Raw genomic sequence first — 17,927 nt, forward strand, 5'->3', positions numbered from 1 at the left:
CTTTGCAGGGGCTTTTTATATTAAATATCGATTCCACGATTTTTGGCTTTTTCCTTGATATAAGGTTCCCATGCAACCGCATTACGGCGCATAGAGCTTTCTTTTTTAGCCATCTGATTATACTTCCAGGCTTGCTTGAAGTTTTCCTGATAGAAGTATGCTTCCATTAAAGAGAAATAAATCTTCCCTTCTTCTTCCGCACCACGATCAAGAGCATTGTTCAATGCTTTAACAGCGCCTTTATAATCTTCAGCAACTAAAAGAAGCGTACCTTGCTTCTGGAAATCCTGAGGGTCAGAACTCATCTGTGCAGCTTTACCGTAGTAGTTGGCCGCGATGTCATAGTTCTTTGCCTGATGGAAAGAATTCGCAATATTTCGCATCATTGATGCGTCTTCTTTTATCTCTCCGCTTTCCAGGTGCTTCTCTAGGGTTTTCGCCGCTTTGTATGGGATACCATTGGTAGAGTATAGCTGCGCAAGGTTCTTGAACTGTGATTCTTTGTCAAGGTAACCGGCGTTATAAGCTATCTCCATGGTAGACAGTGCATCATCGTAGTTTTCAACTAGCATGTAGAAAACACCCAGCTGCGTCCACCAATTTGGATTCTCAGGGAACGTATTGACAAGCGTTTCCGCAATTTCAACTGTTTCCGGGTACATCTTACGTTGATAGTACGACTGCAACTTCAATACATAAGGGTTCTTGTTCGGCTTCTCATAAAGCTCAATCGCTCTGTTTGCCGGTTCAATAACCTTATCAAGCTCTTTTGTTTCGAAGAATGCCTGTGCCATACGAACATAGGTATCGGGATCTTCTTTACAGGTAAAGTCCATCCATTCCTGATACCAGTTAATCGCTTCCTTGTAGTTCTCTTCACGTAGGTTCAGGTTCGCTACAAGCTTAAGCGTATTTGCATGTTCGCTATCATTAAGCACTTTATTTTTAACAGCATCAGTCAGGTATCGAAGCGCTTCATCAGATTTCTTCTCATCAGCTGCAAGAAGGTTTCCGATAAACCGGCCAACATACGCTTTATCAAAGTCGTCCGAAGTTTCGATATCATAAAGAATATCTAGCGCTTCTTGAACTCTGTCTTCGTTGTAGGCTTCAAATGCTTTTTGAACCTTTTTACCCGCTCGCTCACCAACAAGCTTCGTTTTACCCTTTTCATATCCAGGACAAACGACTGGCGCGTTAGACTTCGACTGCTGCGCCATCGCTGGCGCACTCACTGTAGCAGTTACACCCATTACTAAAGCAAGGGCTGACATTTTGAATGTGTTTTTCATCATGATCACTGCTCCAGTTTAAAGTCTAGCTGTACAAACATGTTGGGTTGCTTAACGCGCTTGCCTTCAACCACTTTAGGCTTGTACTTCCACTTACTCAACGCTCGGCGCGCTTCGCGGTCAAAGATACGCTTAGGGTCAGCATCGATAACTTCGATGTCTTCAACACCACCTTGCTCATTAATAGTGAATGACAGTTTTACCCAACCTTCACGTCCATCACGAGCTGCCTGTGGTGGATACTTAGGGTCAATCCTAACAATTGGTGTTGCTTCACCATCTTGCTGCATTGCACCTACTGCACCAATACTTGCGCCAACGTCACCTGTATCAATAGAAGGAACATTTAAGCTGAAACCTCCTGCATCAGGTTCTGCCGCATCCGGCTCTACAGGCTGCTGTTTTGGCGGCTGTTGCGGTGGCGGAGGTGGCGGAGGCGGTGTACGCTGACGAGTCTGCGTATCAGCCTCAGGTTCCTGCATAACAACATCGATTACCGGTGCATCAGGAACTTCATCTGCCGGGCGGTTTGAGTTTTCAATTAGTTTGGCCATCAGGACAAATAAACCGAAAGCAACCGCGGCACCTAACAATATAGAAACGATAAATCGAACCATCTTATCCCCTTGCTGCTACTGATATACGATCAACACCCGCAGCTTTGATCTGGTCCATCACTTTCACAACAGTACCATGCTTGGCCTTAACATCAGCCTGGATGATGACATAATCAGTTGGCTGTTCCGTCAACAACCGCTCGATGTTAGCTCTGACACTATCAACAGCCACTTCGCGCTTGTCTAACCACACACTGCCATCGTCAGTGATAGCGACGAAGATATTGGCGTTTTTTTTCATTGAGGCCTGATTCGCATCAGGTTTATTAACTTCAATACCTGCTTCTTTTACGAAAACAGTAGTAACTATGAAGAAGATTAGCATGATAAATACAACGTCAAGCATTGGCGTCATATCGATCTGTGCATCTTCCTCTTCAGTTCTGACTTTCCGCGCCATAATATCTCTCTCTAGTGATGTGGCAGGCTATCAACCAAGCCCTCTCTGGCCAATTTAGCTTTGGCCTCGAGACGAGAACTGATAAATAGACCCGACAATGCCGCAACCATCCCAGCCATTGTTGGGATTGTCGCCATCGAAATACCAGAAGCCATCAAACGAGCATTACTAGTACCTTGCGTTGCCATGGTTTCAAAAACACTAATCATCCCTGTCACTGTTCCCAGTAGACCGATTAATGGACACATGGCCACTAACGTTCGGATGATAAGCATGCGGGCGTCCAAATTATCAGACGCTTCGGAAATCCAGGCTTCACGGATTCTATGCGCATACCAAGAGGTTGTATCAGAGCGGGCGTCCCATCTGGTGATAATGTCTTTCTTCACCTTAGGAAAGACCGCCGTGATATACCAATAGCGCTCAATCATTAATACCCACATAAGAAAGAGCGCGGCAGCGACAAAATAAAGAACGTCACCGCCGGTAGCGATAAATTCCCTGACAGATTCCCATAATCCAATCAGGCTATTCATATTACGCTTTCTCCGCCTCTGTGTGAGCTGCAATGATACCTGCAGTTTGCTCATCAAGAATGTGGATGATTGATTTGCTGCGAGACGCAACGATGCTGTGAGTCAGAATCAGCGGCAATGCAGCAATGATACCCTGTGCTGTAGTAACAAGTGCCATTGAAATACTACCTGCCATCAGACGCGGGTCACCAGTACCAAACAGAGTAATTGTCTGGAACGTTGCAATCATACCCAGAACCGTACCTAACAGACCAAGCAGCGGTGCGATAGCAGCAAAGATCTTGATTACGTTGATACCACTTTCGATAGAAGGCAATTCTCTCAGGATTGCTTCATCCAGTTTCAGTTCAAGATTTTCAGCGTCAGAATGCTTGTTTTCCTGATAAACCTTCAGGATACGACCCAGAGGGTTACCTGATGAAGGATTACCTGGGTTCTTCAGCTGCGACTTGATCTTGCTACCAGTGATGCCAAGCGTAACCAGCTTGTAGATACCAATCAGCAAACCAATGATAAGCATTACTGTAATTGTGTAACCAACCGCACCACCTGCATGGTAACGCTCGCTCCACGTTGCTTTCTCTTTAAGCAGACCAAGGATTGCACCTTGAGAAGGGTCAGCATAGAAAGCCACAGTACCAGAAGTTGCTTCTGCCATTTCTTCAGCTGAAGAAACCAGGAAACCTTCTGGTTGACGGCCTAGTGGCTGAACTACGTCATTTTCGGCATCATAAGATAGGTAACCATCTGCACCAACAAGGTTGAAAGTACCTACACGAACAACTTCCTGCTCGCTGCTACCGCCGTCAAGGTTTACAACTTCTGTAGTGAAGCGATCAACCTGACCACCCTGAGTCATTTCTGTTTGCAGAGCAAACCAAAGATCTTCAAGTTCCTGAATGTTAGGCAAACCCTTAGATTCTTCAGACATTTCCGCAAGGAAGTCATCACGATCCGGGTACTGGGCACTAACGATTGATGTTGATACACGACCATATGCTTCAGAAGCGGCCTGACGAACAACACCAAACATTTCACCTAGTGTTCCTGTCGCCTGTTCTAATTCTGAAGATTTTTCGTTCAGCGTAGTTTCGTTATCAGAAAATTGCTGCTGAAGGCGATCACCACGGTCTTGTTCAGCCTGAAGTTCAGACTGAGCTTTTTGTAGCAATGCTTGCTTATCTGCGCGCTCTGAACGGAATTCAGCTTCACGCTCTTCGTTAATACGTGCTTCAGAAACACGGTTTTGCTTAACCTGTTCTAGCAGGTCTTGCAGGCTGGCAGCTTCCTGCGCCTGCGCGCCGGTAGAAATAACCGCCATCGTTGCAGCGGCTACAAGAGATTTAAATACTAGTTTCATTAAAACTTACTCCGCTGCTTTAATTGGTAGTTTGATTAGATCAGGTGTAATGGTGCCATTTGCCATTTTCACAGCATCAACAACAGACGCCAGATAATCATCACCTAAAGCTTTCCATTGACGCTCGTCATTATCCCAAACCCATGCACTGGATTGGTCTAAAGAAAGCGCAAGGAATGCGGTACGACCAAGGTTGAAGAAATCAACTGTATTCTCGGTACCGTTTGAGCTGATTGTACCCTGATAAGATGACATCTTAGTGCCATACTCAACTTCTACCAGATACGCTTCGATAACCTGACGGAACTGCTCTGAAACAGTAACGTTAGAGTTGGCCATCAAATCACGCAGACGCTGAATACGTTCGCGACGCTCTTCAAGGTGAATTGGAATATCCAACTCAACAAATTTTTCCAGGCTGTCAATCATGCGGAACATCAATGGAACGATGCCCTGCTTAGTTTCTTCAATACTATCAATCTGACGCTGAAGAGAATCGATACTGCGCTGTTGGTCTTCGACCAAGCTCGCGATGTAGTCGTTATAAACTTTCAGGTTCTCTGTTTGGTCAACAGTTTGACGATACTCGACCAACAACTCTTGTGACTGTTCAAACAGTGCGTTGATTTTTTCTTGAGATTTCGCTGCAGCCGCGTGAATCTTAGCTTCTTCTTTATGAAGATCGTTAAGAGTAACTGCAGAGACGGCTGCACTGCCAGACAGTGCGAATGCACCCATGACAGTAGAAGCAATAAGAGTTCTCTTGCTCATCTTGGACATAGTTCCCAACCAAATTTCTTATTTGAATCCTCGCTACATCATTGGTAGCAAGGGGCGTATAAACTTTGCTATTTCGCTTTCGGAAGGTAGCTGCCAGCGCCATTTCGCCAACACTACGAATCCATAATAGTCACATGGAACCGCTGAAAGAGTCAAGTAACACAGTCTTAACACGCTATTTGAATTTATTTTGTTCAAATAGCCAACAGTAATTGATAGTTTTTTGTACTACAAATGATTTTCGGATGACCAATTATTCGTAAAACAGCGCGCACACGAATAAGTTTGCCGTTTAAGTGAATCATTATACCAGGCGAAATCTTACGACTTATCCAAGCCGTATTGTCCAACATCAAACGCGATTGTTATTCGCTCTGCATCGTCATGAATTGGTGTGGTTCCGTGCCAGGCGTGAGAGGGGAATAACACACACTTACCTACTTCTGGTTTGATATACATTTCGGGTGAAAGTTCATGACTTTCGTATAAATAAGGTTGACCTAATTTTAGCCAGCCAGCCTTTGCTTCTTCATTTGCTATCTCAGCCGGTAACTTCAAATATATTACGCCGGATATTTTGCCTTTCGAATGAATATGATTATGGTGAAATCCCTGCCCGCTAAGCCGTACAGACCAGGAACCTATATAGTTTACCGCGTTGTCATAATCTGTAATTGTATTTATATCGATGCGCTGATTTTCACAGTATGCTTTGATACTGCTATCTAAAAATGCCTTTAATTTTCTTAACTGTTTTCCATTTCCCCTGAGCAAATGTCCCCGCGTCTGGGTTCCTTTTTCCAGTGTTTGACCTAGCGGGTTATTTTCCGATGCATGCAAAGGCATAATTTCGTCTATTAATTGTTGCCAAAATTCGCTGTCATCGGGACGGTATGAAAATGTTTCGACTGTGGCGGCAACTCCTTCAAACTTGTCGCTTATCAGTCGTGTCGCTGCATAATGATATGCTTTGGCCAGCTGATTATCCGGTTGTTGGCGAATTGTTTCCGAGAGGATTTCTTTCGCTAGCGGATAGTTTTCCGTATTCAACAGACTGATACCATAGGTAATATTATCAACGGCGGTAGTGTCAGCGTCTCGCGTTAGCTTTTCAAGAATCGGCAAAGCGTCCGATGACCTTCCTGCGTAAAGGTAAGCCTGCGCGATGATTCGACGTTTGGCAACATTCAGATAATCAGGAATCTCTATATGCTCGAGATGACTGATAGCATCGGCATAACGTCGCTCATCAACTAAAAAATCTGCGTAAGCGAGGGAAAGATGATGGGCCGTCGGATGCGCTTGAATGGCGTTTTGAAAAGACGTGAGGTATTCATCAATATTACCCGACTCCCAGAGCAACTTATTGAGGTTGATGTGAGAATCAGTATAGAGCGGATTTAGTGACAATGCTTTTTTATACCAGTTTATTGCCTCAGAAAGTTTTCCCTGATCCGACAAGGCGTTGGCCAGATTATGATATACCGCATAATGAGGCTTTTTGCATGCTAAGGATAAAAGTATATCTACAGCTTCTTGTGATTTGCCGCACAAGCGATAACACACAGCTAATTCATTGAGATTATAAGGGCTTTGAGGATTCGTGTCGTACAGCGCTTTTGCACAATTGAGCGCTTCTAAATGCCGCTCACACCCTCTATAGAAATTTAACCATAAGATAAGGCGCTTCTGCTCAGTAACAGGGTTATTTTCGATGAGCTTATTTAATACGGTACGGGCTTCATCAAAGCGATGCAATGACGTACACAAAGTAACATACCGTTCTAACCACTGCATTCTCTCCCCTTCCAGGTGGAATAACTGCTGGTAGGCCGAATATTCATCGTTGAGGCGCTGACAGAACTGCGCAACCTGAATCTTACAAAGCCAGTAGTTAGTGGTAGTTGCGTGGTAGGCGGAATACTGAGTCAGTACAGCATCAGCCTCTTTAACATCACCAAGGTGCAAATAGCAATGAACCAAGTACTGTAGGGTTACAGAATCTTTAGGGGCTTCCTTGATTCTGTCTGAGAAATAGCTGACTGCTTCATTATAATTTTTTGCGTTGAAGGCCTGTTTACCTAACTCGATTAATTCATGGCGGGAGTTACTGTTTGCCATAGCGTTAAACCTGAAAAGAAAATTTTTGCAAAAAAAAGCCGACGCAATGGCGTCGGCTTTTCTACATCAACTAACTCTTAGAAAGTCAGAGTTACGTTAGTGAACAGGTAACGACCCAGTGTGTCGTAGAAACCTGCCACAGTGTTAGCGTTTGTCGCCAGCGCACTACCAACAAGAGGTGGCTCTTTATCAAGAACGTTGTTCACACCGGCAGAGATGCGAAGGTTCTCGTTAAAGATGTAGCTACCTGACAGGTCAAAGAAGCTATATGCACTGATTTGATCTTCAGTACCTTCAATATCAACCTCGCCATAGTATCTCCAACGTGCAATTACACTGTAATCGCCCATGTTGTAGTTCGTGCTGAACGTATGACGCCATTCAGGTTGCGCAAAACAGTCAACACTAACTACGCCGGAACAATCGTAATCCTGGCTAGAATCAGCAGTCAGAGGCTTGAATGTTTTCTCAAGGTTGTAAGAGCCAATCATGCTCAGGCCCAGTGTACCTTCACCAACATCCATTGAGTAGCGTGTATCAACGTCAACACCGCGAAGCTTTATACCACCGATATTGTCAGTCAGGTTTGTTACATAAGCTTCCTGAGTTAACCACAGGCTACCTGCAGGGCTACGTTGAATGTTGTCACAGAACTGACCTGTCTGACCACAGATGTTAAGAATACGTTGCGCACCAACAGTACCAATCGTCTTCTCAACTTCTATATCAAAATAGTCCAGTGAGAAGTTGAATCCATCGAACGGAGAACCTACGATTCCCACTGTATATGTATCAGCTTCTTCCGGCTCCAGGTTAGGGTTACCGCCTGTAAACTGGTTATTTTGGTCAGCCGGGTTAGGACTGATGTTTCCATACTGGTCAGCAGTCACGCCAGTAAGCGCACATTGCTCTGCGGTTAGTGCTGGCTCGTCGCCGGCACATGGATCAGTACCCTGCCACAGCCCTACGCTTTGCGCTGCAAACAGCTCAGAAACGTTCGGAGCACGGATGGCACGGTTCCAGCTACCACGCAGTTTCCAATCCTCATTAATTGCCCAGTCAATACCTACTTTGTAAGTATTGGCGTTGCCAGATGTAGAGTAATCAGAGAAGCGGAAACCAAGGTCAACAACCAGCGCCTCAACGCCTGTCATACCTTCAATCACAGGAACACTTACTTCACCAAAGATATCGTTAACGTCAAAGCCACCGATTAAGCTTTCAGTCGGACCACCCTGACCAACCAAAGAACCTTCCTGATAGATACTGTCAGCAATACGTTCGAACTCTGTCTCACGACGCTCTAAACCGAACGATGCACCAACTGGCGTAACTGCACCAGGGAAAGCAAAGCCAAACTCACCCGCAACATAACCCTGATAAACTTCAAGCGTTGTTGTACCGTTTAGAATCGCGGTGCCGGATAACTGGCTCGCCTGCTCAGGAGTAACACCACCTGGAGTAAATACCTGATACAACAGACAATCATCTTCACATGTGCTGCCAACTTCGCCAACGCGAGGTGCAATCAAAGGAAGGTTTAAGTCATTGATATATGCAGAAGACGAAGACGTCGAACCATACATGTAGTTAACATCGTAAGACCAGTTGTCTGTTAGCCAGCCATCAACACCTACTACGATACGGAATGCATTATGCTCTAAGTTATCAGCACGCGGACCGCCTTCAACGTTACGCTTACCAATATAAGCTACGAATTGATCATCGGGGCCTTGTCCCAATGCGTCCTGCAGCTGTGCCGCCTGAGCATCTGTGATGAGTGGGTTGTTGTAATCAAATAGGTACTCAGCACCATAGAACGTACCTGATTCAGCGATCTGACCAGCAGTTTTATCCTGCATGAACGATGTTTCAAGGTATACACGCGCGCTGTCGTTTACTTCATACTCGGCAAAAGAACCTAAAGAAAAACGTTCGTTAGGACGCATGAAGTGGTTAATTGGCGCATAGTTATACAGGTTGTTTGCTTCTGATTGCGGCAGGAAGCTTCCATCACCCTGAAGTGCCCAGAACAGTTCTGTTGTATAATCCACGTCACGTGGAGCATCTGCACTGGCTACCGGCGTATTTACCGGGTAGAAGAAGAAGTTTGGCGAAACAGCAGTTGATGAACCACCACACGCTGTGGCTGAAGTATTCAGTGCACATGAGCTGTAATCACGCTCACCCTGCAGCATTTCATTGTTACGACGCCATACCGCATAGACTGTTGCATGACCACGACCACCGTCAAAGTCACCACCAGCAGTGATATTCAGGTTGTATGACTCACCACCGATACCATTGCTACCATCAGGGTAATCATAGCCAGCTTCGTCCATCAAACCTTGCATGTAGCTGTTATCGTTATTGTGCTGATAACCAGCTGCGCCAGCTTCAATTTCAAGACCCGTAAACTCGGTGTCCATAACGAAGTTAACAACACCAGAAACGGCGTCAGCACCATATACTGTTGATGCACCACCGGTTAGTACGTCTACACGCTTAACCAGAGAGGCTGGAATTTGGTTGATATCAGCTGCCTGGCTGTAAACACCGCCTGGCTGCATACGACGACCATTGATTAGAACCAGTGTACGGTTAGGACCCAAACCACGAAGGTCTAGTGTTGCTGTACCGGTAGAACCGTTGGCCTGGAATGACGTTTGAGCTGCTTCGATTTGAGGCAGTGTGTTCATCACGTCTTCAACGCGGGTAAAACCCGTTGATTCAATTACTGCCGCATCAATTGCCAATACCGGGCTTGATGTTTCCAGGTCAGTACGTTTGATACGTGAACCTGTTACAGAAATCTTTTCAACGTTCTGAGCCTGGTCTTGCTCTGCCCCTTCAGCATCTTGTGCCATTACGGGATTTGCTGCGAAAAGTGCAGCAGAGGCAGCACCAAAAGCGCACGCCAGCTTCACTGACTTTGCCAGTTTATTATTTGTAAACATGTATTGTGTCTCCCTGGACCACTAAAAGATTTAGTGATGGTAGTATAAATCGTTAAAACGACTTTTTATTTAAGTAAGACTCTTGGCCTTGGAATGATAATAACCACATCGAAGTTGTGCGGTCAACTGTCTTCAACGTGAGATGAAAAGAAAATTGAACTTTTTCATGCCCGCTTTTTGGGCAGGCTTGTCAATGTTTAGTTACACCTGATTAACATGAAAGAGAAATTCAATACCTGAAATAGACGGGAAGTTGTAGGTGTAATTTTCCTACAGCTTATAAATTAAGCGCTGCAGGTAAATCTCAAAAATTGAATAAACAGTTATCTTGTAAAGATAAATATTCATTACTACTAAGCTGCCACATACATAATTTTAACAACAATTTATATGATAAATTTTTTCTCCTAGATTTACCTGCGTTTTTTCGAATATAAAATCGCTGTCGCTGGGCCTGGAATATAAAAATTAATCTGTAGCAAATACTATTTTTAATCATAGACAAAAAAAGGCCGGTCAGAGACCGGCCTTTCAAACTAAATTATTTACGTTTTATTCGAAACGAACAGTAACGCCTGCATTCACCCGACGACCAACAAGGTCATATAGCGGATTAAATGTATAACCAGGAGGCACTTTGTTGAACACGTTTCTCACACCCAGGAACAACTCCATGTTGTCATCCAGATCGTAGTTAACGCTAACATCGTGCGTCCAGATTGAGCCTACGAAGCTAATATCGGTATCTTCTGTAGTGTCACCACCCGGCGAAACGTCAAATAACGCACTTCTGTCAATGAAGCGGCTGGTGTAGTTAACGCTCCACTGGTCGATACGGTAGTCAACGATTGTACGGAACTGGTAAGAAGGATCGCCCACTTCGCCGTCTTCTACGTTGATTTCGTCAGGACGATCCTGGAAAGCAAACTCGTTCAGCTCGTTAACTTTGTTACCCTGAATGTTGAAACGAAGTTCTCCAGGCAGGTCAAAGCGTTCCAGATCAGTAGTGTAACGAATCTGCATCTCAAGACCAGATGTTGTTAATGCTGACGCATTGATGAAGCCTGAACGAACTAACATTACGTCGTTAGTTGTAGGATCACGATCGATTTGGCTACAGAAACCTACGTCTGGACCACCGGTCGCATCAACACAGTTATCAAGAATATCCTGAGCGCTCACTGAAGTAATCGCATCGGTGATTTCGATGTCATACCAGTCCAATGTAACCGACAGGTTCTCGATGAAGGTTGGTGTCCATACAACACCTACGGTGCGAGACTCACTTTCTTCAGAGAACAAGTCAGGGTTACCACCAGACAGCGTGTCGATGCTCACGTTATCGTTAGCTTCAAAACCTGCAGGGATACCCAGTGCAGCACAGTTAGCAGCACGATCCGGATCGTCTGTAATGTTATCTGCATCACACGGGTCATTGATGTTAGAGAAGCCAGGTGACAATGGGCTAAACGCTTCATCTACGTTTGGCGCACGAACGGCCTCACCGATAGTACCGCGAAGGCGAACATCTTCAATTGGTGACCAAAGGAAACCAACCTGCCATGCATCAGCACTTCCTGCGTGAGAGTATTCAGCAGAACGGAATGCACCATCAAACGAAAGTTCTCTGGCCATAAAGACATCTGACAATACTGGTAAACGTACCTCTACGAAGAATTCTTCAACGTCGTAACCACCGAAAGAATCTGGTGTTGCGGCGTTTGTAAAGAAGCCAGCTTTGGTGAATTCATCAGTAATTGTTGTTACTTCTTCTTCACGGTATTCATAACCTAATGCGATACCAACCGGACCACCAGGTAATTCGAAATAGTTCATCGAGTCGAACGATACCGTCGCGCCATACATATCCTGCGTCAGTTCGTCTTCACGAGTTACCGTACCTGACACAAAGTCTTGCGCCGCTGACGATGCATTACCGAAACCGAATGGGTTAAATGGTACACACTGGTCGCCATTTACTTCAGCTGGATCTTCGTAACCTTCACCCTGTGCATCAGGTACCTGACTACGACAGGCAAAGCTTGCTGTAGAGGGATCGTAAACGGAGTCCAGTGCAGCATTCAGGTTTGTAGGAATTAAGTCGTTTAGCGTTTTACGAATGTTAGATGTCTGACCGTGTGTATAGTACACGTCGTAATCAAAATCAGTATTCGCCAGTGTGAAGTAACCTTCGAAACCACCTACTACACGGAACAAACGACGATCATTTGATGCAGAACGGTTACCGATATCATCGAAGAAACGAGCCATTGGTACCACTGTCTGACCGTTGTTCAACAGAGTCTGACGCGTCGCATCATCAAGATAAACATTGTCTTCTACGTTAATAGACAGGCCGCCGAAGCTGAACGAAGGCTGGAATTGCTGCGCAATATCTTTATCTACGTATTTCATATCACCGTAGAAGCGCATCTTGTCAGTCAGGTCGTAACGGAACGTACTGGCAAGTGTAATAGTATCCTGGTCAGGGATATAGTTCTCATAATCTTCTGTGAAGAAAACTGAATCATAAGGCTGATCAAAGCTACCGAATGCAAAGCTGTTTGTGCCATCACGCATAACTTGCTCTGTACCCATTCCACCTGGCGTAAAGGTCAGACGAGATGAATCGTCAAACGGGTTGATTACACCGAAGCCGTTGATCATTTCTGAACCAACGTTGCGAACGCGCAGACGGTCAGGAATGCCATCATCTTCACCCGTATTATCAGGGTTTACAATGGTGCCCCAGTTTGCCGATTGTTGCAGCTCAGGGATCAGAACTTCATTGATGCTGCTTTTTGATGCGAAGAAGGTCACGTTACCACGGCCATCGTCTGTAGTAGCACCAGTTAAAAGACTTAGTGTATGACTGCGAGCGCCGATGCTTTCAGTATCAGTAGACCCTGTTGCGCGCAGCTCAACACCTTCATAGTCATCACGAAGGATAACGTTAACAACACCTGCTACAGCGTCAGAACCGTAGATTGCAGATGCACCACCGGTGATAACCTCAATGCGATCGATCATCGCAGCAGGAATTGCACCCGTATCAACCGCATTAGAGAACGGTGAGCCCGCTACGTGACGCTTGCCATTTACTAGTGTCAACGTACGTGTGGCACCCAGAGAACGCAGGTCAGGTGAGCTCAAACCCGCGTTTGCGTTTGAGTTGTTGTTACCAATCAGCGTGCTGCCCGCAGCGATAGCAGGTAATTCAGCAAGAATTGAGCCCAGATCAGGTGAACCAAAACGTTCAATTTCGGCGGCGCCTACCGTTACGATTGGTGCAGGTGTAGAAAGTTCAGGACGTGCGATACGAGAACCAGTTACAGAAATTTTCTCTACAGTAACGTCATCATCTTCGCTTTGGGCTTCCTGTGCGAAAGCTGCGCCTGATGCAGAAATGGCTAAGGCTGTACCAAAAGCACAAGCCAGTCGGACAGACTTGGCTATCCTTGAGTTGTTAAACATCTATTTTCTCCCTGGAACGCTATTCCATCAGCAAATAATATATTTGTTATAATTGGTGATTATGCGGGCTTTTTAACCCCGGGGAGATATTACACACAATTTATTTAGACTTTCAACATATAGATGAAAGTAAATATTAAAACTTATGTTAAGTTTACTCTCCATTAGACTATGCAATACAGATTTAGCAAAACTACGCAGAAAAAATTAATTTTCTGCGTTAAATCAATAAATTAAAATACCCTTTCAGAACAATGTAGTTTTATTACAGCGTTCAGCAGAGTGATACTTAATATAAGATTTTTGCCATATTCACGAATAATGGAAGCCAAAGTAATGTTTTACCTGTTCAGGTAGCGGCGGAAGCATATCTTTAGGCAATAAGAACGTTGCAGTATTGAAGAAATCTACAAAGATTCGATTCGACTCGGTCGTCTTTTTCAGATAGTGATGCCCAGAGGAGCCGCCCGTACCTATTTTTGTTCCAAGCATTCGCTGCACCATCATGGCGTGTCTATAGCGCCATATTGTCAGCTTTTCGTCAATTTCGGTTAATGCGGTAATTAGCTGGAAAGGTACATTGAAAATGGGCTCTTCCGGATACTGTTTAATAAATAGTGTGGCTAGCATTGCTTCGTGACTGAGTCTGAATACACCGTCCTGACGCAGCGCTTCATATTTCTCTTTGTCAAACAATGCATCAAAATTTTCCCGCGTACCCTGCCAGTCTTTTAATTCCTGGGCTTTTTCTTTATCAGATAAAGTTTCATTTTCGGTGATGGTCTGTTTGTCGCTGGCCAGAAGGTCGTCAGCTGCTGACTTATAATGCTGCCAGAAAGCAAACTCATCTTTTTCGAGCAAAGGCATTCTGGCTAACCACTCATCAACTAATTCAAACAAGCTGGATTTATTTTCCAGTGCCTCCAGTAGCTCCCTGTCTTTATCTGTAAGTCGGTTGAAGAAACTTTGCTTATCGAAATCAATTCTGTATTCACGTTTCAGACCGAGGGATATTTCAAGGCGTTTGAACTGAATCGATTGGAAGCCGGAAGCGGGTACCAGATAATCACGAAACGAAAGAAACTGCTGGGGGGTCATGGTTTCCATCACACTGATCTGGTCATTCATTAACTGCTGAATCTGAATGATTCTGTGCAAGCGATGAACCACACCAATCAGCTCATCATCAGGCATACGTTCCTGACTGAATGTGTCGATGATAGCGTTCAGTTCATGTAGCACCTGTTTAAACCAAAGCTCATAAACCTGATGAACAATAATGAATAGCATTTCATCATGGGCTGGTTCACCATACTTTTCACTTTGAAAAGCCTGCGCACCCAAAATTTTGTCCAGTTGCAAGTAGTCGCCATAGTAGACTGGCGTATCGTTTCTCTTCATTTCTAAAAACAGTTGCTAAATGAGAATTTTAGTTTAACACTTTGTTAACAGGGCAGGTAATCACCAATGTGCGCACTTTGTCAGGAATGTAAAAACATCTGTACTGTGCACGGTACACTCTTAGTTGATAATGGCGGTAAACCATGAAGTTGCATAATGATATCCATAATTACTATGAACATTTAATTGTTGAGCGGATAGCGGCATTGGGGCTGGATAAAACACATACCACAGATTATCTGGCGGACTTATGCTGTCTGGCACTCAATCAGGTCCCTCCCCGTTATATCCGGTTTGAGGTAGATATGGCGTTTTATTTACCGCAAAGCGAACGGCAGCAAATGGAAATGAACGTAGATTACGCACTTAATAAAGCCAGAGAGTTTTTGGACAGGGATTCGAGTCGCGAGGTAGGTAATTAGGGTGGCAGACCTCCAGCCACATCTCGGCACATGAGTCGTCTGCTGCGGCTGCTCCCTTCCGGGCCTGACCGAGTTCACAGAGTATCATTGCGAGAGGACCAAAGGCCTACCATTGACTCTACGCTGACCCGAACGATTGCTCCAGGTCAGCGGCGCGCATTATGACGAGTTGCGCGCCAAGTTTCAACCTTTGTTTTTAAAGCGTTCCTCAGCGATGACATTTGCCACGCGATTGGTCGCCCGCCCTTCTGCATCCGCACGCTCAAATATCTCTTTCAACGTATCGCCGATTTGCTCCAGGTGATCACGTAATGCTTCGTTAGACGACGACTCCATTCGCTGATGATAAATATCAATAACACCACCCGCGTTAATAACATAATCAGGCGCATAAACAATGCCGCGCTCCTGCAGGACGTCACCAATTTCTTCACGAGCAAGTTGATTATTAGCAGCGCCGGCGATGACCTTAGCTTTAAGTGTTGAAAGGGTCTCATCGTTAATTGACGCACCCATCGCACATGGCGCAACAACATCTACATCCAGCCCGTAAATCTCTTCAGGAGCAACCGCCGTGGCACCCAGTTCTTTAACCGCCCGATCAACGCCCTCAGGGTAGATATCTGTCACAAAAAGCTTAGCGCCAGCGTTATGCAGATGTTCCGCCAGACGGTAACCAACATGTCCCATACCCTGTATAGCCACTCTGACGCCATTTAAATCTGACTTAAGCGCATGCTCAACCGACGCTTTAACCCCGACGAAGACGCCGTAAGCAGTCGAAGGCGCCGGGTTGCCATCTGCCGTTTCACCAGCATAATGATAGTGCGCTTTCGTTCCGGCAATATAGTCAGACTCCTGCGCCATTGTTTTCAAATCGGTAACCGAAATGCCGGAATCTTCGGCTGTAAAATATTTTCCGCCCAGTGAATCAACAAACTTACCCATCGCCGTCATCATTTCGGGTGTCTTAACTTTACGGGGATCGCCAATAATCACAGACTTTCCACCGCCCAGTTTCAGGTTAGCCATGGCTGATTTATACGTCATCCCTTTTGACAGTCGTAGTACGTCTGTCAGCGCTTCCGCGCTGTTTACATATGGCCACATGCGGCAACCGCCCAATGCAGGCCCAAGGTTGGTATTATGTACCGCGATAATGGCACTTAACCCTGCCGCTTCGTCGTGATAAAACGCAACATGCTCATGGTTATCAAATTCAGAATGATCGAATACAGACATAGGGCCTCAAATTGTAGTCTTAAGTTTACGAGATTCTACCGATGAATCGGGAGGACATGCCTTGCGATGTTTGTTAATGAATTTAACATACGGAAACATCGATACTAGCAAATAGTGATTGCTATGATGCTTATCCTAGATTCTTTTTCAATATATAATAGGCATCATAACAGCTTGGAATATTGTACATGAAGTTAGACAAATTTGATCGCGAGATTTTACGCGTATTGCAGCAAGATGCCACGGTTTCCATGGCCGAACTTAGCCAGAAAGTCGGGCTATCGCATACCCCGTGCTGGCGCCGCGTTAAACGGATGGAAGCAGACGGTATCATTGTCGGTAAAGTCACCCTGCTCAACAGTAAAAAACTTAATTTAGGCGTTTCTGTCTTTATCTTTGTAACGCTTAAAAATCACGATGGCGATTCACTTACCGACTTTGAACAGGCCGTTCAGTCTATTGATGAGGTGGTAGAGTGCCACACGACCAGTGGCGAGAAGGATTACCTGTTAAAGGTGGTGGTCGAGAGTATTGAGGAATATGAAAACCTGCTGAAAAACAAACTGACCCACCTTCCTTTGGTAGATCATCTCAGTTCAACGTTTGCCTTAAAACAGGTTAAGAATACCACTCAGCTTCCAATTAAAAGCCAGTAGCTACTTTGGTGCATCCGGCTGGTTTTCCGGCATCGCTTTGATAAAAGGCTCCAGGGCATTGCAGTTTGTATAAATCTTATTGATAAGTGCAAACTGTTCGATGTCCAGGCCAAAACGCTTTGCAGCATAGACCTGTGGTATCAGGCATACATCTGCAAGCGATACATCAAAATCAAAGCAATATTTTCCAGCCTGAGTCTGTAGACGCTGTTCAATAGCACTAAATCCACGCTGACTCCAGAGCCTGACCCATTTTGCCTTAGCCTCGCTGTCAGCGCCGAACTCACTTTCAAGCGCCTGCAGTACACGAAGATTATTCAGCGGTTGCATATCACAGGAAATGTCCTGTGCCAGGGCACGAACTCTGGCTCGCTCAAGCGGGTGCTCAGGAAGCAGCTGATGCGAATCCGGGTATTTCTCATCCAGAAATTCCATGATACTCATCGACTGATTCAGGATAATATCTTCGTCGTCATCGACCAGTGTAGGAACCAGCTCAGAAGGGTTCAGTTGCTGATACCCTTCCTTGTGCTGCTCTCCGCCATCTTTGACCAGGTGCACCGGAATATAGTCGTATTCCAACTGCTTAAGGTTCAGTGCAATACGCACCCTGTAGGTCGCCGATGAACGCCAGTAACCGTAAAGTTTCAGAGCCATCGTTATCTACTC

The 17,927-nt window shown here is 45.2% G+C and carries 14 protein-coding genes and 1 other RNA gene; 2 read left to right on the forward strand and 13 right to left on the reverse strand.

Translation table 11 applies throughout. The annotated features are described in order from the left end of the window. Positions 1-20: 20 nt before the first annotated feature. The 10 genes from FBQ74_RS12205 to FBQ74_RS12250 all read right to left on the reverse strand — a co-directional run bounded on the left by FBQ74_RS12205 (position 21) and on the right by FBQ74_RS12250 (position 14,938). Positions 21-1,295, reverse strand: coding sequence for a tetratricopeptide repeat protein (locus FBQ74_RS12205; protein ID WP_139756926.1), 1,275 nt, complete (start codon positions 1,293-1,295; stop codon positions 21-23). Between the two features lie 2 nt (positions 1,296-1,297). Further along, positions 1,298-1,909 carry an energy transducer TonB gene (locus FBQ74_RS12210; RefSeq protein WP_139756927.1) on the reverse strand — a complete coding sequence of 204 codons (612 nt, stop codon included), beginning with the start codon at positions 1,907-1,909 and terminating at the stop codon, positions 1,298-1,300. 1 nt (position 1,910) lies between these two features. Beyond that, the gene (locus tag FBQ74_RS12215) at positions 1,911-2,309 is read right to left on the reverse strand and encodes an ExbD/TolR family protein (protein WP_139756928.1); all 399 of its coding nucleotides are present in this window, start codon (positions 2,307-2,309) and stop codon (positions 1,911-1,913) included. Positions 2,310-2,320: 11 nt separating this feature from the next. Continuing rightward, entirely contained in the window at positions 2,321-2,845 is a 525-nt protein-coding gene (locus tag FBQ74_RS12220; RefSeq protein ID WP_139756929.1) for a MotA/TolQ/ExbB proton channel family protein, read from the reverse strand. Position 2,846: 1 nt separating this feature from the next. Next, complete coding sequence (locus FBQ74_RS12225) at positions 2,847-4,205, reverse strand: MotA/TolQ/ExbB proton channel family protein (protein ID WP_139756930.1); 1,359 nt, start codon at positions 4,203-4,205, stop codon at positions 2,847-2,849. Positions 4,206-4,211: 6 nt separating this feature from the next. Then, a complete protein-coding gene (locus tag FBQ74_RS12230; protein ID WP_139756931.1) occupies positions 4,212-4,976 on the reverse strand; it encodes a DUF3450 domain-containing protein in 765 nt (254 codons plus the stop codon). A 330-nt stretch (positions 4,977-5,306) separates the two neighbouring features. Further along, positions 5,307-7,106: a tetratricopeptide repeat protein gene (locus FBQ74_RS12235; protein WP_139756932.1), complete on the reverse strand. Its 1,800-nt coding sequence runs from the start codon at positions 7,104-7,106 to the stop codon at positions 5,307-5,309. A gap of 77 nt (positions 7,107-7,183) precedes the next feature. Beyond that, positions 7,184-10,063, reverse strand: coding sequence for a TonB-dependent receptor domain-containing protein (locus FBQ74_RS12240; RefSeq protein ID WP_139756933.1), 2,880 nt, complete (start codon positions 10,061-10,063; stop codon positions 7,184-7,186). Positions 10,064-10,615: 552 nt separating this feature from the next. Beyond that, complete coding sequence (locus FBQ74_RS12245; protein ID WP_139756934.1) at positions 10,616-13,537, reverse strand: TonB-dependent receptor domain-containing protein; 2,922 nt, start codon at positions 13,535-13,537, stop codon at positions 10,616-10,618. A 312-nt stretch (positions 13,538-13,849) separates the two neighbouring features. Then, positions 13,850-14,938 carry a tryptophan 2,3-dioxygenase family protein gene (locus FBQ74_RS12250; RefSeq protein WP_139756935.1) on the reverse strand — a complete coding sequence of 363 codons (1,089 nt, stop codon included), beginning with the start codon at positions 14,936-14,938 and terminating at the stop codon, positions 13,850-13,852. A 143-nt stretch (positions 14,939-15,081) separates the two neighbouring features. On the opposite strand from FBQ74_RS12250, the gene FBQ74_RS12255 reads away from it, so the two are divergent. Beyond that, positions 15,082-15,360, forward strand: a complete 279-nt coding sequence (locus FBQ74_RS12255; protein ID WP_139756936.1) for a late competence development ComFB family protein — start codon at positions 15,082-15,084, stop codon at positions 15,358-15,360. A 7-nt stretch (positions 15,361-15,367) separates the two neighbouring features. On the opposite strand, the gene ffs is transcribed toward FBQ74_RS12255, so the two are convergent. Both ffs and FBQ74_RS12265 read right to left on the reverse strand, forming a co-directional pair. Beyond that, an RNA gene (gene ffs, locus FBQ74_RS12260) (signal recognition particle sRNA small type) lies at positions 15,368-15,464 on the reverse strand. A 79-nt stretch (positions 15,465-15,543) separates the two neighbouring features. Further along, complete coding sequence (locus FBQ74_RS12265) at positions 15,544-16,602, reverse strand: Glu/Leu/Phe/Val dehydrogenase dimerization domain-containing protein (RefSeq protein ID WP_139756937.1); 1,059 nt, start codon at positions 16,600-16,602, stop codon at positions 15,544-15,546. 188 nt (positions 16,603-16,790) lie between these two features. Between FBQ74_RS12265 and FBQ74_RS12270 the strand changes: the two genes are divergently transcribed. After that, complete coding sequence (locus FBQ74_RS12270; RefSeq protein ID WP_139756938.1) at positions 16,791-17,258, forward strand: Lrp/AsnC family transcriptional regulator; 468 nt, start codon at positions 16,791-16,793, stop codon at positions 17,256-17,258. Here the strand turns inward: FBQ74_RS12270 and maiA are convergent, their stop codons facing one another. After that, a complete protein-coding gene (gene maiA / locus FBQ74_RS12275; protein ID WP_139756939.1) occupies positions 17,259-17,915 on the reverse strand; it encodes a maleylacetoacetate isomerase in 657 nt (218 codons plus the stop codon). It lies immediately after the preceding gene. Between the last annotated feature and the right edge of the window lie 12 nt (positions 17,916-17,927).

Source organism: Salinimonas iocasae, from assembly GCF_006228385.1.
GTDB classification, from domain to species: domain Bacteria; phylum Pseudomonadota; class Gammaproteobacteria; order Enterobacterales; family Alteromonadaceae; genus Alteromonas; species Alteromonas iocasae.

Bases quoted from the DNA above. Each gene is read 5' to 3' on its own strand.
- maiA (WP_139756939.1), bottom strand. From the start codon at position 17,915: ATGGCTCTGAAACTTTACGGTTACTGGCGTTCATCGGCGACCTACAGG.
- FBQ74_RS12250 (WP_139756935.1), bottom strand. From the start codon at position 14,938: ATGAAGAGAAACGATACGCCAGTCTACTATGGCGACTACTTGCAACTG.
- FBQ74_RS12230 (WP_139756931.1), bottom strand. From the start codon at position 4,976: ATGAGCAAGAGAACTCTTATTGCTTCTACTGTCATGGGTGCATTCGCA.
- FBQ74_RS12205 (WP_139756926.1), bottom strand. From the start codon at position 1,295: ATGATGAAAAACACATTCAAAATGTCAGCCCTTGCTTTAGTAATGGGT.
- FBQ74_RS12215 (WP_139756928.1), bottom strand. From the start codon at position 2,309: ATGGCGCGGAAAGTCAGAACTGAAGAGGAAGATGCACAGATCGATATG.
- FBQ74_RS12210 (WP_139756927.1), bottom strand. From the start codon at position 1,909: ATGGTTCGATTTATCGTTTCTATATTGTTAGGTGCCGCGGTTGCTTTC.
- FBQ74_RS12265 (WP_139756937.1), bottom strand. From the start codon at position 16,602: ATGTCTGTATTCGATCATTCTGAATTTGATAACCATGAGCATGTTGCG.
- FBQ74_RS12225 (WP_139756930.1), bottom strand. From the start codon at position 4,205: ATGAAACTAGTATTTAAATCTCTTGTAGCCGCTGCAACGATGGCGGTT.
- FBQ74_RS12245 (WP_139756934.1), bottom strand. From the start codon at position 13,537: ATGTTTAACAACTCAAGGATAGCCAAGTCTGTCCGACTGGCTTGTGCT.
- FBQ74_RS12235 (WP_139756932.1), bottom strand. From the start codon at position 7,106: ATGGCAAACAGTAACTCCCGCCATGAATTAATCGAGTTAGGTAAACAG.
- FBQ74_RS12220 (WP_139756929.1), bottom strand. From the start codon at position 2,845: ATGAATAGCCTGATTGGATTATGGGAATCTGTCAGGGAATTTATCGCT.
- FBQ74_RS12240 (WP_139756933.1), bottom strand. From the start codon at position 10,063: ATGTTTACAAATAATAAACTGGCAAAGTCAGTGAAGCTGGCGTGCGCT.
- FBQ74_RS12255 (WP_139756936.1), top strand. From the start codon at position 15,082: ATGAAGTTGCATAATGATATCCATAATTACTATGAACATTTAATTGTT.
- FBQ74_RS12270 (WP_139756938.1), top strand. From the start codon at position 16,791: ATGAAGTTAGACAAATTTGATCGCGAGATTTTACGCGTATTGCAGCAA.